Below are 16,506 nucleotides of genomic sequence, written 5' to 3'. Positions count from 1 at the left end.
AGGGATCTAATTAATAACACAACTTTTGCATAGCAAAATAGGAAGGCAAGCTCTGATATAGCTACAAAACCTTTAATCCAAGCCCTTTTCTCACTTAGAAAGAGATTGTGCCACTGCAACAAACCTTTTTACCCCTTCCCTTAGTTGTTTTTCATTTGCATACGAATAGCTTAAACGTATCCAGGATGAAGGTTGTTTTAATGGATCACAAACTTGACCTGGCACGAAGGATATAGATTGTTCGATACATTTGGTTAATAATAATTCAGTCGGAATTTTATCTGGGAGTTCTACCCATAAGTTAAGACCGCCTTTTGGACTGGTCCATTTCCAGTCTGTTACTGCTAGCTTCTCCTCCATGATTTCCTTTCGAATCTGAATGGCGATCCGGATCTTCTCCAAGTGCTGCTGCAATCTTATTGATGAAAAGTAATGGAGAAAAATTTTTTGATTGAGAAGTGGAGAACCATTATCAGCTAACGATTTTACTGTTAGTAGTGAATTCATTAACGATGATTGACAAATAACAGCCGCTATTCGCAAACCAGGTGAGATATATTTACAAAAGCTTCGGATATAAATGACTGTACCAGCAGTATCATATGTGTAAATTGGTGGTGGAGGGGCATGATCAAAATATATGTCGTGATAGGCATCGTCCTCAATTAATAGACATCGATATTGTTCAGCTAATTCTACTAATTTTTTTCGCTGCTCAACTGAAACAGTATAACCAGTCGGGTTATGGAATGTTGGGTTGAGATAAAATAGGCGTGGTTTATATTGTTTCATATATAATTCGACCTGCTGTAAATCGTACCCGTCTGGATGGATATCAACTGTTACAATCTGTGCTCCTTGTGCTCTAAAAGTATCAATCGCAGCACTATAGCTTGGACGTTCAAATAATACGACGTCTCTTGGCTTAATGAAAGTTTGAGCGATTAAGTGAATCGCTTGCTGTGAGCCAGAAGTGATTAACAGATCATCTGCACCCAGATGATTTTTATACTGGTTGATAAAATATTGAGTGAGTGTTTCACGTAGTTCTAAATCACCTTGCACAGTTGAGTAGGTTGCAAGTACTTTTGGATAAAGGTCAAACACTTTCTTCACATAATCTGAAAAATAATGATTAGGCAAAAGATTTGGATCAATTAACGCTTGAGAAAAATGATAAGAAACAGGTGATTGATGGATTTCAGATAAATGATTTTTTTGTGCATATGCAGATACAATTGGATTGTCAAGATCTAGATTTTTAAGGTTTTTCGTCACATTTGATTGGACAAAATAACCAGCTTTATCTTTTACATAAACTTTGTCATGCTGTTTCAGTAATTGATAAGCCTTTAATACTGTTAATCGATGAACATTCATTTCAGATGCTAATTGTCGAACGGAGGGAATCTTTTCATGTTCTTTCCATTCTTTACGTTCTATTCTGTGCAGTACATAATCGTATACTTTCTTAAAAAGATAGTCTCCATTTTGAATCGCTTTACTCACATCGATTCCTCCTATTCAAGACGATTGTACCATGATCCAATCTAATCTGTTCTATCTTTTTCAATCTGTTCTAATGTCATTCTTTTATGATAGAAAAAGAGGAGGAGTGTTATATGGTAATTGTTAATTATTTCTTCATGTGTTTGATTTTTGGAACGACATTTTTAGCGATTAAAATTGGTGTTGATGCAGGAGTGCCTCCATTTTTATCAGCTGGCCTTCGTTTTTTCATTGCTGGTTTGCTGCTATTTAGTTTTATGGTTTGGAGAGAAAAAACGACAATAGGGTTATTTTTTCGGAAAGAGATATTTTTTACAGGAGTAGGTTTAACCTTTGGTACGTTCGCCACATTATACTGGGCAGAACAGTATGTGACATCAGGGATTGCAGCTGTCTTATCTGCTACAGGCCCAATGATGATCATCGTTATTCAGACATTCATAATGAAGCAAAAAGGAAATTGGAAATCATTCATAGGTTGTGGCGTCGGAGTCATTGGTGTCATGCTTTTGATCCTACCTAGTTTTTCAATTGAGATTAGTCCCTTTTGGATGGTTGGTTGTTTCACCATAATATTAGGTGAAGTTTTTTACGCATCCGGAACGATTTATTCGAAGCATGTCATCCGAAAATTTGAAACGACATCACCGATTGCTTTAAATGCAGCACAAATGATGCATGGTGGGATTTTATTAATCATTTTATCATTTTTTTCCGAGAATATTCAGCTTGATTATCTTTTAAGCCTAGCTTCAATTGGCTCTCTTCTTTATTTAACTATTTTTGGTTCAATGATCGGCCATAGTATTTATTATTGGCTTGTCTCACGGACAAATCCTGTTTTTCCTTCTACATGGCTGTACATCTCACCATTAATTGCCGTTATGCTAGGTGTTATCTTCTATCATGAATATATTTCTTGGCTAACAGGTATAGGAACTTTGACAATTATTGTAGGAACGGTTTTAGTTAATTTCGAAACATTACGGAAGTTGTTTTGGGGGAAGGGGACTGTTCTTCAGGATATTAAAAATTAACCTGCTCGATTTTGTTCAGGTAAATTATATTTGAAGAAGTGATAATGAGGTATTAGTGATACTGCGTAATTAATCTAACAAAACCTAATTTTTTACGTCAATAAAATCTAAATATAAAGGAGTGTAAAGTATGGAAATTTCAAAGGGAGTAGAGATGCTCCAACTTGAATTTCACGGAAATATTATTCATCCCACTCTATTATGGGATCAAGAAATGGCTGTTTTAATTGACACTGGGTTCCCTGGACAAATTGACGATTTACGCGTGGCAATGGAAAAGATAGGCGTGTCGTTCGACAAACTGAAAGTTATCATTTTGACGCATCAGGACATAGATCATATAGGAAGTCTTCCTGAGATATTACAGAAGTGTGGAAGGAATATTAAAGTGTATGCTCACGAACTAGATAAGCCTTATATACAGGGGGATTTACCGCTTCTAAAAGATGGGCACATAGAAAATCCACCGAAGGGAAAAGTGAATGATACATTGAGTGACGGCCAAGAACTGTCGTATTGTGGAGGAATTTGTGTCATTCATACTCCCGGGCATACTCCTGGCCATATCAGCCTATATTTGAAACAAACTAAAACACTGATTGCCGGGGATTCGATGTACAGTGTAGACGGAGTAATTGGGGGAATTCATGTCCCGACCGTACTGGATTTCAAAGAGGCTCTACTCTCTTTGAAGAAATACCTAGACCTCGACATTGAATCTGTGGTTTGTTACCACGGGGGATTAACTAAGATGAATATTAATGAACAGATACAAAAAGTAATGTCATATTAAAATTCCAGAACTAAAACGGGCGCGAGTTTTGAATAAAACTTTATTTTACCCCCATCCAAAACAGGACGGGGTATGCGCTTTAGAAGTATTTAACTTTAATTATATAACCTTGACATTATTTTCATTTGGTTCTATCATTAAATGGAAAACAAGGAAAATGAGAAACTTTTTTCGTTTTCCTGAAAGCAGGTGATCATGTTGAAAGATAGAATTTTAAAAGTATCAATAAGTGAAGCTGAACGAAAAGGATTCCGATTTACGATGGGGGATTTAGCAAAGCAACTAGGTATGAGCACGAAAACATTGTATAATTACTATCCCTCAAAGGAAGAAATACTCAATGAAATGATAGATTTTGCAATCCATGAATTGAAGTTGAAAGAAAATGAAATACTGCATGATTCAACGTTAAATCTTCTAGAAAAACTTCAGAAATGTCTTGTATTAATTCCAGCTGATTTTACATTTGCTCAGCTCCAGTATTTAGAGGAGCTTCAACGCTATTATCCAAAGCAATGGGAAACAGTTGATCTATTTATTCAAGAACAATGGACAGGCATTATTACGTTAATTGATGAAGGGATTGTGGCAAATCAAATACGTCCCTTTAATAAAGAGATATTTATAGAAGTCTATATTGGAGGGCTTTATCGATTGATGGATCATGCATCCAAAAACAGAAATATGATTTCACTTCAGGATACGATGCAGGAAATGGTGGATATTCTTATGCTTGGTATTCTTAATGGTAACGTTCATGAAGAAAACTAAATGGGGGCTGTAAATGAGTAAAACTTTAAGAATGCTATTTTTAGGTACAGATTTCTTTTTTATACTCTATTGGCTTGTCACTTTTTTTCATTTGATTCCAGAAGAGTATTTATATCAGGATTATCAAAATGAATTATTAGTTATATGGAATTGGTCGTTTTTTCCATTAGATATTTTGATCTCAATTACCGGTTTTATTAGTCTCTATCTATTTAAAATAAAAAATGAAAAGTGGAGAAGCTTTGCCTTAGTATCTTTAACACTTACAAGTTGTTCTGGATTACAGGCGATTGCTTTTTGGACTATAAAACTTGATTTTGAACTTATGTGGTGGTTACCAAACCTTTTCTTATTACTATATCCGTTGTACTTTATTCCAAAACTTATTACTTCTAAACAGCAAAATGTCTCATTACAAGCAAAACACAACCACTAACAATCCTCAATGTGGTTGTGTTTTTTGTGCTTTGTTAAATTTTGTTCAATGCTTTCTTTTTTCGTTTTCGTTACACGCTCATGTGTACTGAAAGAGGAAGTTTGACGATTTTTTTCTACGTCCTTCCCTTTAGTGCGCTTTACATGCATACGTTTCTTTTTTGCTTTTGAGTTTGTCATGTTTTCTTACCCCCAACTGTCATTTGTGAATATAATACCGAATAAGGAATAAAAAGTAAAACCTCGTAAGTGTTAACTTACGAGGCGGTTGTCGTATTATTAGTGAGATACGTCCTGTACAGAAATACCTGTGTTCGCTTTAACATCCACTTCACGATATTTCTTATCATCTGTTTCCTTAGAAAGCATTGTTCCAATGAAGCCTCCTAGGAAGCCAAGTGGGACAGAGATGATTGCTGGGTTCGTCAACATAATTAACGGATCACCAACGAAAATTGCTTTTCCTTCTACTGGATTCCAAATATTTGGTGAAACAGCAACAAGAGCTAAAGCAGAGATTAGACCTGTTAACATTGCCGTTATAGCACCAGCTGTATTAAAGCGTTTCCAGTAGATTGTATAGATGATTACAGGTAAGTTAGCTGAACCTGCAATACAGAATGCTAGTGATACTAAGAATGCTACGTTTAATGTTTGTGCACCAAGTGCTAAAAGGATAGAAATAACAGCGATTGTGATGGAACCGATACGAGCTGCAAGTACTTGCTCTTTTTCTGTAATTTTGCCCTTTTTAATAATTTGACCGTAAATATCATGTGATAGGGCAGATGCGCCAGAAAGTACAAGACCAGCTACTACCGCTAAGATTGTTGCGAATGCTACCGCACATACGAATGAGAATAAAATGTCGCCACCAAGTGCTTCCGCAAGAAGTGGAGCCGCCATGTTCCCAGCGGCGTTTGCAGCAATAATATCTTCTTTACCAACGAATTTAGCTGCACCGAAGCCTAAGAAGATTGTAAGAATGTAGAAGATACCTACAATCCAAGTAGCCCAGATAACTGATGAACGAGCTGTTTTCGCATCTTTTACTGTAAAGAAGCGCATTAGGATATGTGGAAGACCAGCTGTACCTAATACTAAAGCGATTAACATTGAAATAGTATCAATACCATTTGTATATTTAAGACCTGGATTCAAATAAGCTGCACCACTATCAGTTGCAGTTCCCATTTCTTTGAACATCGTTGCAATGCTAAAGCCGAATTCTTTTAATACTAAGAATGAAATAATAACTGTACCTAACATTAAAAGACAAGCTTTAATAATTTGTACCCAAGATGTTGCAGTCATACCACCGAATAGTACGTAAGTCGTCATCATAAAACCAACGATTAAAACTGCAATCCAATAATCAATTCCTAAAAGTAATTGAATAAGTGCTCCTGCACCAACTAGTTGTGCAATCATGTAGAATAATACAATTGTAATAGTGCTTAAAGCTGCTGTACCACGAACTTTAGCGCTATCAAAACGCGCTGTAATCATGTCAGCTAATGTGAATTTACCAAGATTACGTAATGGCTCAGCGACGATGTATAGAACCACTAAGTAAGCTACTAAATAACCGATAGAGAAGAAGAATCCATCAAATCCAAATAATGCAACTGCACCGGCGATTCCTAAGAAAGATGCTGCTGATAAGTAGTCACCTGCGATGGCTAGTCCATTTTGCCAGCCTGTTAACCCTCCGCCTGCAGTGTAGAAATCACTTGCAGATGAAGTTCGTTTTGATGCCCACCATGTAATAACTAATGTTAAACCAACAATGGATACGAAGAAGAATATGGCTGTTAAACTCATCCCGTTATTCATCGGCGGCCACCTCCATTCTCGTACTCAGCGATAATTGCCTTTGCTTCTTTATCAAAGCTATTCGCTTTTGCTACATATAAATGACATAATGTCCAAGTCATGATGAAAAGTCCCGCTGAATATACCCACACCCAAGTGATTTCCCCAAATGCCTTTTGGTGTAGTATTTTCGTGTACGAAGTCAGAACTGGTAGCAACATATATGCTGCTAAGAAGATCGCGGTCATTAACCAAAGAAATGAATTCTTCCTTCGAACAAGTGCTTTAAATGATTCTTGATTTGCAATCGCATCATAGTCAATCACGACACTTTTGCTAGCTTTATTGTTCCCCATTAACATTCCCCATTTTGTGTTTATTTTTACTGCTTAAAGACTTGATTTTGCTAGATTAGTGAATTCACATCTTCATTTTATGAGAGAGTTCACAAAATTGCAATACATTTCAGAAAAATTATGAAAAAATAATTTTCGTGAAAAAAAGTCTTGAAAGAGAATATACGTGCCGAAGCTAAGAAATAAAGGTGTTTTAGAAAATTCTGACAAATATACAGAGGTAGGTCAATTCTAGATTTTCGAGCGAAGAATATGGAAAAAAATTAAAAAAAGAAATGGTTTTTTGTAAAAAATAAACACTGTTTATTTAGTGAAAATCATTTTTTTTCTTATTTTTTTTGAAAGAGAATAGTATTGCTAGATAAGTAAAATGGGAAATATTTCGAAAGAAAACATAAAAAAACTCGATGAAAAATCGAGTTTTTTTATTAATATGGATAGGATGATTGATAGATATTTTTTCAATAATTTGGATGTCTGGAATGGATCAATGAGAGATATCAGAAACAGATACACCAGTGTTTGCTTTAACGCGAATTTCCTTGTAAATACGTTCTGCTTCTTCCTGTGGTACTTTACTAGAAGTAAGAACAGAACCTAAATAACCTGCGATAAAGCCAAGTGGGATCGTAATAACTGCTGGAACGGCTAACGGAACGATAGGATTACCAACAAAAATGGCTGCACCTTCAACAGGACTCCATACATTAGGCCCCATAGCGCCTAACACTAAACAAGATACTAAACCAGTTACCATCGCTGATATTGCACCCGTTGAATTGAATTTTTTCCAGTAAATTGTGTAAAGAATAACTGGTAAGTTTGCTGAAGCACCGATACAAAATGCAAAGGATACTAAAAATGATACATTCAAGTTTTGCGCAAATAACGCAAGGATAATAGAAACAATGGCAATAGAAATAGAGCCAGTACGAGCTGCTACAACTTGTTGCCTTTCTGTTAATTTACCACCTTTAATGATTTCACCATAAATATCGTGGGAGATGGCAGAAGCTCCTGTTAAAACTAAGCCCGAAACTACCGCTAAAATAGTTGCAAATGCTACTGCACCGATAAATGCCATTAACACATCACCGCCCAAATAATTAGCAAGAAGTGGGGCTGCAGTGTTACCAGCTTTACTTTCAGCAAGAATTTTATCGATTCCTACAAAATTTAACGCACCAAAGCCTAAGAAAATAGTTAGTGAGAAGAAAATAGCTGTAATCCAAGTTGTCCATGAAATAGAAGAACGCGCAGTTTTAGCATCTTTCACTGTAAAGAAGCGCATTAAAATATGTGGTAACCCAGATGTACCTAATACAAGTGCCATCATCATTGAAACAGAATCGATTGTACTTGTATATTTAATCCCTGGTACAAGGAATTTCTCACCATGATCCGTGGCAATCGTATCAAACATTTTCATTAGTGAGAAGTCAAACTTAATTAATACTAATGTAGCTAATACGCCTGTCCCGAATAAGAGAAGGCTAGCTTTAATAATTTGCACCCAAGAAGTAGCTGTCATTCCACCGAATAAAACATAAGTAGTCATCATGACACCTACGATTAAAACGGCAATCCAGTACTCAATACCAAATAATAGTTTAATAAGAGCACCTGCACCTACTAATTGTGCAATCATATAAAGAATGACGATAATAATTGTTCCTGACGCCGCAACGCCACGAATGCGTTTTTCATTAAAGCGGGCAGTAAGCATGTCTGCTAACGTATATCGACCTAAGTTACGCATAGGTTCTGCAATTACATAAAGAAGAACTAAGTTAGCTACTACATAGCCTACGGAGAAGAAGAAACCATCGAAACCAGTTAATGCAATCGCACCGGACACCCCTAGAAATGCAGCAGCTGATAAATAGTCACCGGCAATCGCAAAGCCGTTTTGCCAACCTTTAAGACCACCACCAGCTGTATAGAAATCAGACGCTGAAGACGTCCGCTTTGCTGCGATATATGTTACTACGAGTGTTAAACCAACGATTGCTAAGAAGAAACCAACGGATACTAAGTTCATTTATTTTCCACCTTTCGCCTGATACTCAGCTAGTACTGCTGCGGCAGCTTTATCGAATGATGCTGCTTTTTTTACATATACCGTACAAAGAACAATTGTCATAATGAATAATCCAGCTGAATAAATCCAAACACCCGTAATATTTCCGATGATTTTTTGTTGTAGTACAGGTTGGAAAGCAAGGATAGGTAATAAAATATAAAGTAATAAAAAAATTGCTGTGATCGAGAAAAGGAAGGTATTCTTCTTTTTTACGAACTTGTTGAACGATTCCATAGCTTCAATTGCATTATAATCAATTGATTCTATATTTTTGTGTTCAGAAAGATTTGCCATTATTATTCCCCCTAAAGTGATATATTTCTGTTTTAGACGACATATTTCTTTTTTTGTTCGTCGTTATATTCACTTATTTTATGGGGTATATTCTTATAATGCAATACTAAATTTTGACTTTTTATAATTTTTAATCATTTCTAAATTACGGAAATAACATAGAAATAATAAGGGTTTAGTAGAAAAAAACCGCATGAAAGAGAATGGTGTTGTCTATAAGAATAATATTCCTATAATAGTTTAATAATGATAATTTTGAATGTGATAGAAAAAATGAGCGTGAAAGAGAATTTTTAAGTGGTTTATTATTCCATCATTAGATGAGGAGGAACTTGAAAAGTAACGAAACATTGTTATATAACAATTGTTCGATCTCTTGGGAAATAACCGAAATAGTAAAAAACAGCTTTGAAAAAAATTTTAAAAAGTTCGAATTATCTGGAAAGCAAAGGAGGTTAATTATACTAAAATCGTACAACATACATTGAATGGATATAAAAAGTGAAATGATAAGCTCATATCTTGTATTATGCAACTTTAATTTATACAATAAACTTCGATGGTAAATTGAAGGGAAGTGAGCAAATAAATGAAAAAGAAAAGTGTCATGCTCGTATTGATACTAACATTAAGTAGCATACTTGCTGCTTGTGGAAGCTATAAATTTGAACCAGAAATGAACATAGAAGTACAGGATTTTTCGGTAACAAATCAAAATAATGAAAAAGTTAGCCTAAATGACTTAAAAGGTAAGCCATGGTTAGCGATGTTCATCTTTACTAATTGTAATACGATTTGTCCACCAATGACGTATAACATGACAGAGGTGCAAAAGGCGCTTAAAGATAAAGGTCTGGAAGACTATCAAATTGTAGCTTTTAGTGTTGATCCTGAGGTTGATAAGCCAGAAGTTTTAACGAATTATTTGAAAACGTATTCAGTGCCCGATGCAAGCAAATGGCAACTGTTAACTGGCTATGAACAAAAGTATATTGAACAGTTTGCGAGGAAATCGTTTAATTCCTTAGTAAAGAACGATCCGAATTCTGACCAAGTCGTACATATGTCAAGTTACTACTTAGTGGATGCTGATGGTATGGTTGTGAAGGATTATGACGGTACTACAGATGTACCAGTTGAGACGATCGTGGCAGATATGAAGGCCTTAACTAAATAAATAAAAATAACTCAGAAGTTCGAAGGAACTTCTGAGTTATTTTTTAGCCAGCACATCAATTAAATGAAGTGGCACCTATTAGGATTGAACGATACGGTCATTCACAAACGCCTGTATGAAAAATAATTCATTATCATTAGGGTCCCTATTATTTTCTACTTTAAAGTACTCCATAGCATTTTAAGAAAAGGCAACCGCTTCGTGTGACGTAACTAATCGCAAATGGAGTGGTTTTTTTATGGACGATTTAAAGAAAGAAAAAGTGAAATAGCGCCCAATCTATCGTAGCTCTTCATTTATACCTTTACACTCAATAATTTTATTATGTCTACTAAAAACCAAAACTAAATAAAGAATCATTAAAACCGCTGAGTTTTAAATGTATTTTTTTCCAAACATGTATATATTTAATTTTATCAGCTTATATATTATTAGAATGATGTAACGTCTGGCGTCCGATTCTAGGCAAAATTTTTTCCGAGATTTAACGGCATCAATCGCAATGGAAACATCTTCAAGCTGCAAGGTAGGTAGTGCAATCATGTTCAGTTCAGGTGAAACTTCTACAAAAAACGGTCGTTAGCAATGCTTTTAAATTTCTACTATTTTGCCAGGTTTAATGGCTTCTTGATAATGTGTATCGACAAAAATGAAGCGAAAAAATTGTAACTCTAAAATATACGACAATCGTTGTTTATTTTAGAGTTACTTGACGTTGACCAAAAATGATATGAAGGGATGAAATAAATGAATAAGCTTATCGAATTTATAAACGTAACGAAAGAATACAAAATAGGAGAAGTCCCAATCAAGGCTCTTGATGGTGTTGATTTTTCCATTTGTGAAGGGGAATTTGTCGTTATACTGGGTGCAAGTGGGGCGGGTAAAAGTACGATTTTGAATATTCTTGGTGGTATGGATACGGCTACCTCAGGTCAAGTATTTGTTGGGAATCAAGAAATAACTAGATTGAATGAAAAAAAGTTAACAGAATATCGTGGTGAGAAAATTGGTTTTGTTTTTCAATTCTATAACTTAATTCCTAATTTAAATGCTCTCGAGAATGTTGAATTTGCTACTGAAGTATGTAAACACCCTCTAGATGCAAAGGAGATTTTACATCAAGTTGGATTAGAGAATCGTCTCAAAAATTTCCCTTCACAACTTTCTGGTGGCGAACAGCAAAGAGTTGCTATAGCTAGAGCGGTTGCAAAAAATCCCTTGCTTTTACTTTGTGATGAACCAACCGGTGCTTTGGATTATGTAACCGGTAAGTCCGTATTAAAGACTTTGCAAGATTTAAACAGCGAAACGAAGAAATGCGTTATTTTGGTCACACATAATTCTGCAATTGCTCCTATGGCAGACAAAATTATTAAAGTTAAAAGCGGATACATCGAAAGCGTCACGATCAATAATGAAAAACAAAGTGTTGAAGGGATTGAGTGGTAAACATGAAATTGTTTTTAAAATTATTGAGGGACATCAAACAATCTATGGGGCAATTTATAGCCATAGTGATTATTATCGCAGTTGGTGCTTTTTTCTATGCGGGACTAGTAACGTATAGTACTAATCTAAGTGCTTATACGAAGGATTACTTCCAAAAACATCATTTAAGCGATTTAAATGTGTATTACAGTCACCTTTCTAAAAATGATGTGACGCGTTTGAGTAAAATTGAAGGGATCCATAAAATTGAAGGACGTTATACCTTTGATGGAACGCAAGCCTTTGAAGATTACAAAACTGCATTAAAAATACATTCGATCCCTGAAAACAATGAAATAAATACGCCTACTATCATTGAAGGGAATATCCCATTAAACAAGGGTGAGATTTTATTAGATTCTCACTATGCAAAAGAACATCATTATCGTGTTGGCGATCAATTCACAATCAAAGCGAATGACAGAAATCTTGATTTTACAATTAGTGGTTTGGGTGAGAATGTGGAATATGCAAAAAAGAACGAAATTCAAGATCATAAAACTTATGGGGTAGCTTATATTGCTGAAGAAACATTACCTGAAATCTTAGATGGCTTTTATTATAATGAGGTCATCATTGATGCCAAAAAAGGGCAAGATATTGAACAATTAGGCAAATCAATTGAGGTACAATCTAAACAGCTCGGTTATTTAGATCAAGTAAACAAGGAACGGACTTTGAATTATTCTAAAATCAATCAAACGATATATAATAATAACTTAATGAGTAAGGTTATACCTTTAGTTCTCTTTTTGATTGAAGCGGTTATCCTTTTTCTAGTCATGTCGAGGACGATCGATTCTCAAAGAATCCAAGTTGGTATTATGAAGGCTTTAGGTGTGAAAAATAGCAACATTATGCTTCACTATATGGGATACCCTGTGTTGGCAAGTATACTAGGCTCAATCATTGGCTGTGTTCTGGCCGCTTTCGTTTTTATCCCTTTAGTAACGACGTCGTGTGCTAGGGCCTATTCTTTGCCTGACATTAAATTCTCGCTCTCTCTATTTTCAATCATTCCTCCGATTATTTTCTCAAGTGCTTTTGGAGTACTAGCATGTTACTTAAGCGGTAGAGCTATATTAAAAGAACGGGCAGCACAAGCTATGCGTCCTAAACCGCCAAAGAAGATGAAAAAGCTATTGATAGAAAGAGTTCCAGGTTTCTGGAGTTCAATTTCCTACAGTAATAAACTCATATTAAGAAATATATTTTTAAATAAACAAAAGGCTTTAGCGAGTTCGATTGGTGTTGTTGTTAGCACGGTTCTACTAATCACTGCTTTCGGTACTCAGGCATCCTTGCTGAAAGTAGCTAATCAAATTGAAGATGTTTATAGCTATGATTTAAAAGTAGATTATACGATCGGTACATCTCCTAATATGATAAAACAACCTCCTGGTATGAAAGAAAGTTATTTTTTATCCACTTTTCCTATTGAAATCATCAAAGACGCTGAAAAAGAAAATGCTACTTTAATTGTAACTGAAGAAAATAACAATCTCATTCATTTCTTTGATGAAAAGAACAATAGCATACCTTTAGAAAATAACGGCTTACTTGTACCCAAATCTTACGCGGATCAATACGATATTTCAAAAGGGGATTTTATCAAAATAAAGTTCACATCGCCCGAGCTTAAAAACACTACTGTAGATATGAAAGTTTTAAATATATCTACACAATACTCGAATCCATCGTTTTATAGTACACCAGAGTACTTAAAGAGCTTTAACATAGACTACAATCCAACCTCGCTTTTAGTTCAAGCAAATAGCGCCGCGGATCTGATGAGCGTCCGTGACTTTTTTGAACAAGATCGTTATGTAGAAACAATTGCGGATAAGAATGATTTGAAAAAATCAGCCCAATACATTGTGAAACAAAACAGTTTTGTTTTTATCATGTTCATCACAAGTGCCATCATACTTTCTTTTGGCGCCATCTATACGATATCTTCCATAAACATTTATGAAAGGAATCGTGAGCTTGCAACGCTTAAGGTACTAGGCTATCAAAAAAATAAAATAAACAGACTAATATTTTTGGAAAACATTATATTAACTTCATTTGCGGTCATTTTGGCTTTACCGATTAGTGGTTATGTTTATAAAGTTATTGTCAAGGCTCTATCAAGCACCCATCAGCAAATCCCTGATAAATTAAATATTATAATCATTTTGGTTTCTGTATTGCTTGCATTCTTACTGACGATTGTTTCTAATTTACTTCTTAGAAGAAAAGTTACGAAAATCAATATGATTGAATCGTTAAAAAGTGTGGAATAGGCCTTTTCAGATGATCGGACAATATAGCAGTTTTACCCCAGATGCGAAGATAGCTCGTAGCGAATTACAGGAGTACTGGGGAGGACTTTCCAATATCTCATCTTTCGCCAACATGCGAATGAATGAGGTCCTTAAAAGATTTTGGCTTGTTAAGCTAAAGCCTGCGTTTGTTTAAGTACATTTCTTCATGAACTTATTAGTATTAAAGCTGTCTTAAGGCCATATACAAACCCCACTCTCGATTTTGAAAGTGGGGTTTGTATATGGCAACAGAATCGGACAGCTTTTAAGAATGCTATGTTTTGAGGTTTCGAATTTAGTTAAAGGTCCGTGTGTTATAGATAATCCCTTATGTTTAGGTCATATGATTAAAACACTTGAAGAATATGGTAGAATAAAAAGGAGTTAAAAAGGTTTAATTTAACAACAAAGAAATATTTATACTAAAATTTAAAACAGTATATTTGAATTGGAGAATACCTTTATGAAGTCGATATTAATTAAAATTAAAGAATATTTTATATCTAGTGCTCCGAAACCTCCTAAAAATGCTTGCTATTTTTGTAAACGAAAAGCAGCTGATTTAAGAAATTACCGGAATGAAAGAAATAAAAAAATTAAAGTATGTTATCTATGTGTTGAATATGCTGAAAGACGTGCCTATCGTAAATAAATCTTGCTGCTTTTGGGATTAAAACAAGGGTAATAAAAATTGGACAAACGATATCTTGGAATATAGTATGTAATTTTTGGTATAATTACATATAACTATATATATTAAGGAGTGACTATATGAAAAAATTACTTATAGTAACAAGTTATTTAGGCTTTTTTATATTAGGAGGATTAACCTTTACATACCTCTCAACAACGGAAGCGGCAAGCAATTTGAAAAAGATTAGCGTATTTCAGGATACAATCAATTACTATTTTGATAAGGTTGAAAAAAAACCACAAGCGGGTCAATCTGGCTTTATTTATGAAGGTACTACTTATGTGCCAATGCGTTTTGTTGCTGAATCATTAGGGAAAAAAGTGACATGGGATGGAAAATCAAAATCCGTTTATATTGGTGATGTTCCAAAATTCGTCGCTTTAAAAGATGTAAAACCTATTGGGAGTGATGAGGATCACTTCTTCCATAATGCAAGCTCTATTGTGATTAGCACAGGTGAAAAGTTTGAACGATCCTATCAACTTGGTGGATATCATGGTGGAGGGGCTGTACAAGATCATACTGTTGAATACTTAGCGAATGGAAATTACAAAGGATTCGAAACATATTTAGCACCAGTTAAAAAGTTATCGGCGGGCTCTTTCGGCGTAGGTTATATGAAAATTTACGCGGATAATAAATTGATTTATGATAGTGGATCGATAAAAGACAAGGTAAAAGTTAATGTTAATTTAGAAGGTGTTTCAAAAGTGAAGTTTGAAATGGAAGGCGGTGGCTTAGGTATATTAGATCCTAAATTTATTCACTAATTGTCCAAAGTGAATATAGAAGAACCTGAAGCCAATACAGTATAATGCGCGCAGTATAGGATAATTAGTACATCACTTTTTTATAAGTGGTGTACTTCTTTGTTTTGTAAGTAGGTGTATTCATTAATGTATTGGGTGGGGCTTGTGTCATTGATCATGAGAGTCAAATTAAGCCGGAATGAGTCGGATGCTGTGCAAAAATTCCTCAATCAGAAATAAAGGAAGTACTACTACAATAAGTGAGGTTCATTTGAAATATGGGAAGCACCGTTCTAAATTAATGCTTTTTGTGTTGCTTTAGATTAAAGAAATTTATGGTAATATTACTTCTTGCATCCATTTAGATTTTTAGTTAGAATGGTATATAGTTAGATAATCTAATTAAAAGGTGATTAAATGACAAAATTCAAAAAAATGACCACTAATGAAGATGATTTACCCGTATTAGGCCTAGAGCCGTATATTGAGTTGATTCAAACGACTTCTTCGGGTAATTCGGATCAAGAAGATGCAAAATTAGGATTAATGTTGTTGTGGTTAAGTGACTACGTTTTAGATGTAATGGATATTGAGCTGGCTCCTTTCGGAATTACAGAAAGTAAATTAGACTTACTAATATTACTTACACTACATGGTGAAAGACGGGCGACACCTTCTGCTATAGCTGAACGATTAGGGATTACGAGGGCATCGGCAACTTCAATGATAGATTGGTTAGAAAAGAGAAACCTTGTCGTACGGAATCATAGTAAAGAAGATCGTAGGAAAATTTATGTGAGTTTAACAGATGAAGGTCGTACTTTTGTTGCTGAGGTTTTGCCAACTTATTGGTCGTCTTGTGCTTCTAACATGATGGATTTGGAACCTGATGAACGAAAAGTCTTTGAGAAGCTGGTTAATAAATTATTAAAATCTATACAAAGAAGACTTGAGGTGGAACGTTAAACTGTAGCTTCGTTGGTGCAGTTTAAT

At 34.9% G+C, this 16,506-nt stretch carries 16 protein-coding genes; 10 read left to right on the top strand and 6 right to left on the bottom strand.

Going from position 1 to position 16,506, the window contains the following annotated elements; translation table 11 throughout:
- Positions 1 to 90 precede the first annotated feature (90 nt).
- Complete coding sequence (locus tag ABNX05_RS01230) at positions 91 to 1,509, bottom strand: aminotransferase-like domain-containing protein (protein WP_349658017.1); 1,419 nt, start codon at positions 1,507 to 1,509, stop codon at positions 91 to 93.
- Positions 1,510 to 1,622: 113 nt separating this feature from the next.
- Here ABNX05_RS01230 and ABNX05_RS01225 point away from each other — a divergent pair, with 113 nt between their 5' ends.
- The 4 genes from ABNX05_RS01225 to ABNX05_RS01210 all read left to right on the top strand — a co-directional run bounded on the left by ABNX05_RS01225 (position 1,623) and on the right by ABNX05_RS01210 (position 4,546).
- The gene (locus ABNX05_RS01225) at positions 1,623 to 2,546 is read left to right on the top strand and encodes a DMT family transporter (protein ID WP_349658016.1); all 924 of its coding nucleotides are present in this window, start codon (positions 1,623 to 1,625) and stop codon (positions 2,544 to 2,546) included.
- Positions 2,547 to 2,676: 130 nt separating this feature from the next.
- Complete coding sequence (locus tag ABNX05_RS01220; protein ID WP_349658015.1) at positions 2,677 to 3,339, top strand: MBL fold metallo-hydrolase; 663 nt, start codon at positions 2,677 to 2,679, stop codon at positions 3,337 to 3,339.
- 195 nt (positions 3,340 to 3,534) lie between these two features.
- Entirely contained in the window at positions 3,535 to 4,110 is a 576-nt protein-coding gene (locus tag ABNX05_RS01215; protein WP_349658014.1) for a TetR/AcrR family transcriptional regulator, read from the top strand.
- 13 nt (positions 4,111 to 4,123) lie between these two features.
- Positions 4,124 to 4,546 carry a DUF5360 family protein gene (locus tag ABNX05_RS01210; RefSeq protein ID WP_349658013.1) on the top strand — a complete coding sequence of 141 codons (423 nt, stop codon included), beginning with the start codon at positions 4,124 to 4,126 and terminating at the stop codon, positions 4,544 to 4,546.
- Here ABNX05_RS01210 and brfA read toward each other — a convergent pair.
- The 5 genes from brfA to ABNX05_RS01185 all read right to left on the bottom strand — a co-directional run bounded on the left by brfA (position 4,543) and on the right by ABNX05_RS01185 (position 9,093).
- Positions 4,543 to 4,725, bottom strand: coding sequence for a ribosome rescue factor BrfA (gene brfA / locus ABNX05_RS01205; RefSeq protein ID WP_349658012.1), 183 nt, complete (start codon positions 4,723 to 4,725; stop codon positions 4,543 to 4,545). The genes ABNX05_RS01210 and brfA overlap by 4 nt on opposite strands.
- Before the next feature lie 99 nt (positions 4,726 to 4,824).
- The gene (locus tag ABNX05_RS01200) at positions 4,825 to 6,369 is read right to left on the bottom strand and encodes a solute symporter family protein (RefSeq protein WP_349658299.1); all 1,545 of its coding nucleotides are present in this window, start codon (positions 6,367 to 6,369) and stop codon (positions 4,825 to 4,827) included.
- Between the two features lie 8 nt (positions 6,370 to 6,377).
- Positions 6,378 to 6,716 (bottom strand): DUF485 domain-containing protein, encoded by a 339-nt coding sequence (locus ABNX05_RS01195; RefSeq protein WP_349658011.1) that lies wholly within the window; start codon positions 6,714 to 6,716, stop codon positions 6,378 to 6,380.
- A gap of 487 nt (positions 6,717 to 7,203) precedes the next feature.
- Positions 7,204 to 8,757 (bottom strand): solute symporter family protein, encoded by a 1,554-nt coding sequence (locus ABNX05_RS01190; protein ID WP_349658010.1) that lies wholly within the window; start codon positions 8,755 to 8,757, stop codon positions 7,204 to 7,206.
- Entirely contained in the window at positions 8,758 to 9,093 is a 336-nt protein-coding gene (locus ABNX05_RS01185; RefSeq protein ID WP_349658009.1) for a DUF485 domain-containing protein, read from the bottom strand.
- A 589-nt stretch (positions 9,094 to 9,682) separates the two neighbouring features.
- On the opposite strand from ABNX05_RS01185, the gene ABNX05_RS01180 reads away from it, so the two are divergent.
- From ABNX05_RS01180 to ABNX05_RS01155, 6 genes are all read left to right on the top strand, one after another.
- A complete protein-coding gene (locus ABNX05_RS01180; RefSeq protein WP_079561866.1) occupies positions 9,683 to 10,270 on the top strand; it encodes an SCO family protein in 588 nt (195 codons plus the stop codon).
- 747 nt (positions 10,271 to 11,017) lie between these two features.
- On the top strand, positions 11,018 to 11,722 hold the full coding sequence (locus tag ABNX05_RS01175; protein ID WP_349658008.1) for an ABC transporter ATP-binding protein: 705 nt from the start codon (positions 11,018 to 11,020) through the stop codon (positions 11,720 to 11,722).
- Between the two features lie 2 nt (positions 11,723 to 11,724).
- Positions 11,725 to 14,049 (top strand): ABC transporter permease, encoded by a 2,325-nt coding sequence (locus ABNX05_RS01170; protein WP_349658007.1) that lies wholly within the window; start codon positions 11,725 to 11,727, stop codon positions 14,047 to 14,049.
- Between the two features lie 484 nt (positions 14,050 to 14,533).
- The gene (locus tag ABNX05_RS01165; RefSeq protein WP_349658006.1) at positions 14,534 to 14,722 is read left to right on the top strand and encodes a hypothetical protein; all 189 of its coding nucleotides are present in this window, start codon (positions 14,534 to 14,536) and stop codon (positions 14,720 to 14,722) included.
- A gap of 119 nt (positions 14,723 to 14,841) precedes the next feature.
- Positions 14,842 to 15,534 carry a stalk domain-containing protein gene (locus ABNX05_RS01160; protein WP_349658005.1) on the top strand — a complete coding sequence of 231 codons (693 nt, stop codon included), beginning with the start codon at positions 14,842 to 14,844 and terminating at the stop codon, positions 15,532 to 15,534.
- 414 nt (positions 15,535 to 15,948) lie between these two features.
- Positions 15,949 to 16,479 carry a MarR family winged helix-turn-helix transcriptional regulator gene (locus tag ABNX05_RS01155; RefSeq protein ID WP_349658004.1) on the top strand — a complete coding sequence of 177 codons (531 nt, stop codon included), beginning with the start codon at positions 15,949 to 15,951 and terminating at the stop codon, positions 16,477 to 16,479.
- The last annotated feature ends 27 nt before the right edge of the window (positions 16,480 to 16,506 follow it).

Source organism: Lysinibacillus zambalensis (assembly GCF_040183165.1).
In the GTDB taxonomy this organism is placed as follows: Bacteria; Bacillota; Bacilli; order Bacillales_A; family Planococcaceae; genus Lysinibacillus; species Lysinibacillus zambalensis.
Note: the sequence above shows the minus strand (reverse complement) of the source record. Positions and strands in the feature narration are given on the sequence as shown.

Excerpts from the sequence above, each read along its gene's own strand:
- ABNX05_RS01225 (WP_349658016.1), top strand. The coding sequence starts at position 1,623 with ATGGTAATTGTTAATTATTTCTTCATGTGTTTGATTTTTGGAACGACA.
- ABNX05_RS01220 (WP_349658015.1), top strand. The coding sequence starts at position 2,677 with ATGGAAATTTCAAAGGGAGTAGAGATGCTCCAACTTGAATTTCACGGA.
- ABNX05_RS01215 (WP_349658014.1), top strand. The coding sequence starts at position 3,535 with ATGTTGAAAGATAGAATTTTAAAAGTATCAATAAGTGAAGCTGAACGA.
- ABNX05_RS01210 (WP_349658013.1), top strand. The coding sequence starts at position 4,124 with ATGAGTAAAACTTTAAGAATGCTATTTTTAGGTACAGATTTCTTTTTT.
- brfA (WP_349658012.1), bottom strand. The coding sequence starts at position 4,725 with ATGACAAACTCAAAAGCAAAAAAGAAACGTATGCATGTAAAGCGCACT.
- ABNX05_RS01200 (WP_349658299.1), bottom strand. The coding sequence starts at position 6,369 with ATGAGTTTAACAGCCATATTCTTCTTCGTATCCATTGTTGGTTTAACA.
- ABNX05_RS01195 (WP_349658011.1), bottom strand. The coding sequence starts at position 6,716 with ATGGGGAACAATAAAGCTAGCAAAAGTGTCGTGATTGACTATGATGCG.
- ABNX05_RS01190 (WP_349658010.1), bottom strand. The coding sequence starts at position 8,757 with ATGAACTTAGTATCCGTTGGTTTCTTCTTAGCAATCGTTGGTTTAACA.
- ABNX05_RS01185 (WP_349658009.1), bottom strand. The coding sequence starts at position 9,093 with ATGGCAAATCTTTCTGAACACAAAAATATAGAATCAATTGATTATAAT.
- ABNX05_RS01180 (WP_079561866.1), top strand. The coding sequence starts at position 9,683 with ATGAAAAAGAAAAGTGTCATGCTCGTATTGATACTAACATTAAGTAGC.
- ABNX05_RS01175 (WP_349658008.1), top strand. The coding sequence starts at position 11,018 with ATGAATAAGCTTATCGAATTTATAAACGTAACGAAAGAATACAAAATA.
- ABNX05_RS01170 (WP_349658007.1), top strand. The coding sequence starts at position 11,725 with ATGAAATTGTTTTTAAAATTATTGAGGGACATCAAACAATCTATGGGG.
- ABNX05_RS01165 (WP_349658006.1), top strand. The coding sequence starts at position 14,534 with ATGAAGTCGATATTAATTAAAATTAAAGAATATTTTATATCTAGTGCT.
- ABNX05_RS01160 (WP_349658005.1), top strand. The coding sequence starts at position 14,842 with ATGAAAAAATTACTTATAGTAACAAGTTATTTAGGCTTTTTTATATTA.
- ABNX05_RS01155 (WP_349658004.1), top strand. The coding sequence starts at position 15,949 with ATGACCACTAATGAAGATGATTTACCCGTATTAGGCCTAGAGCCGTAT.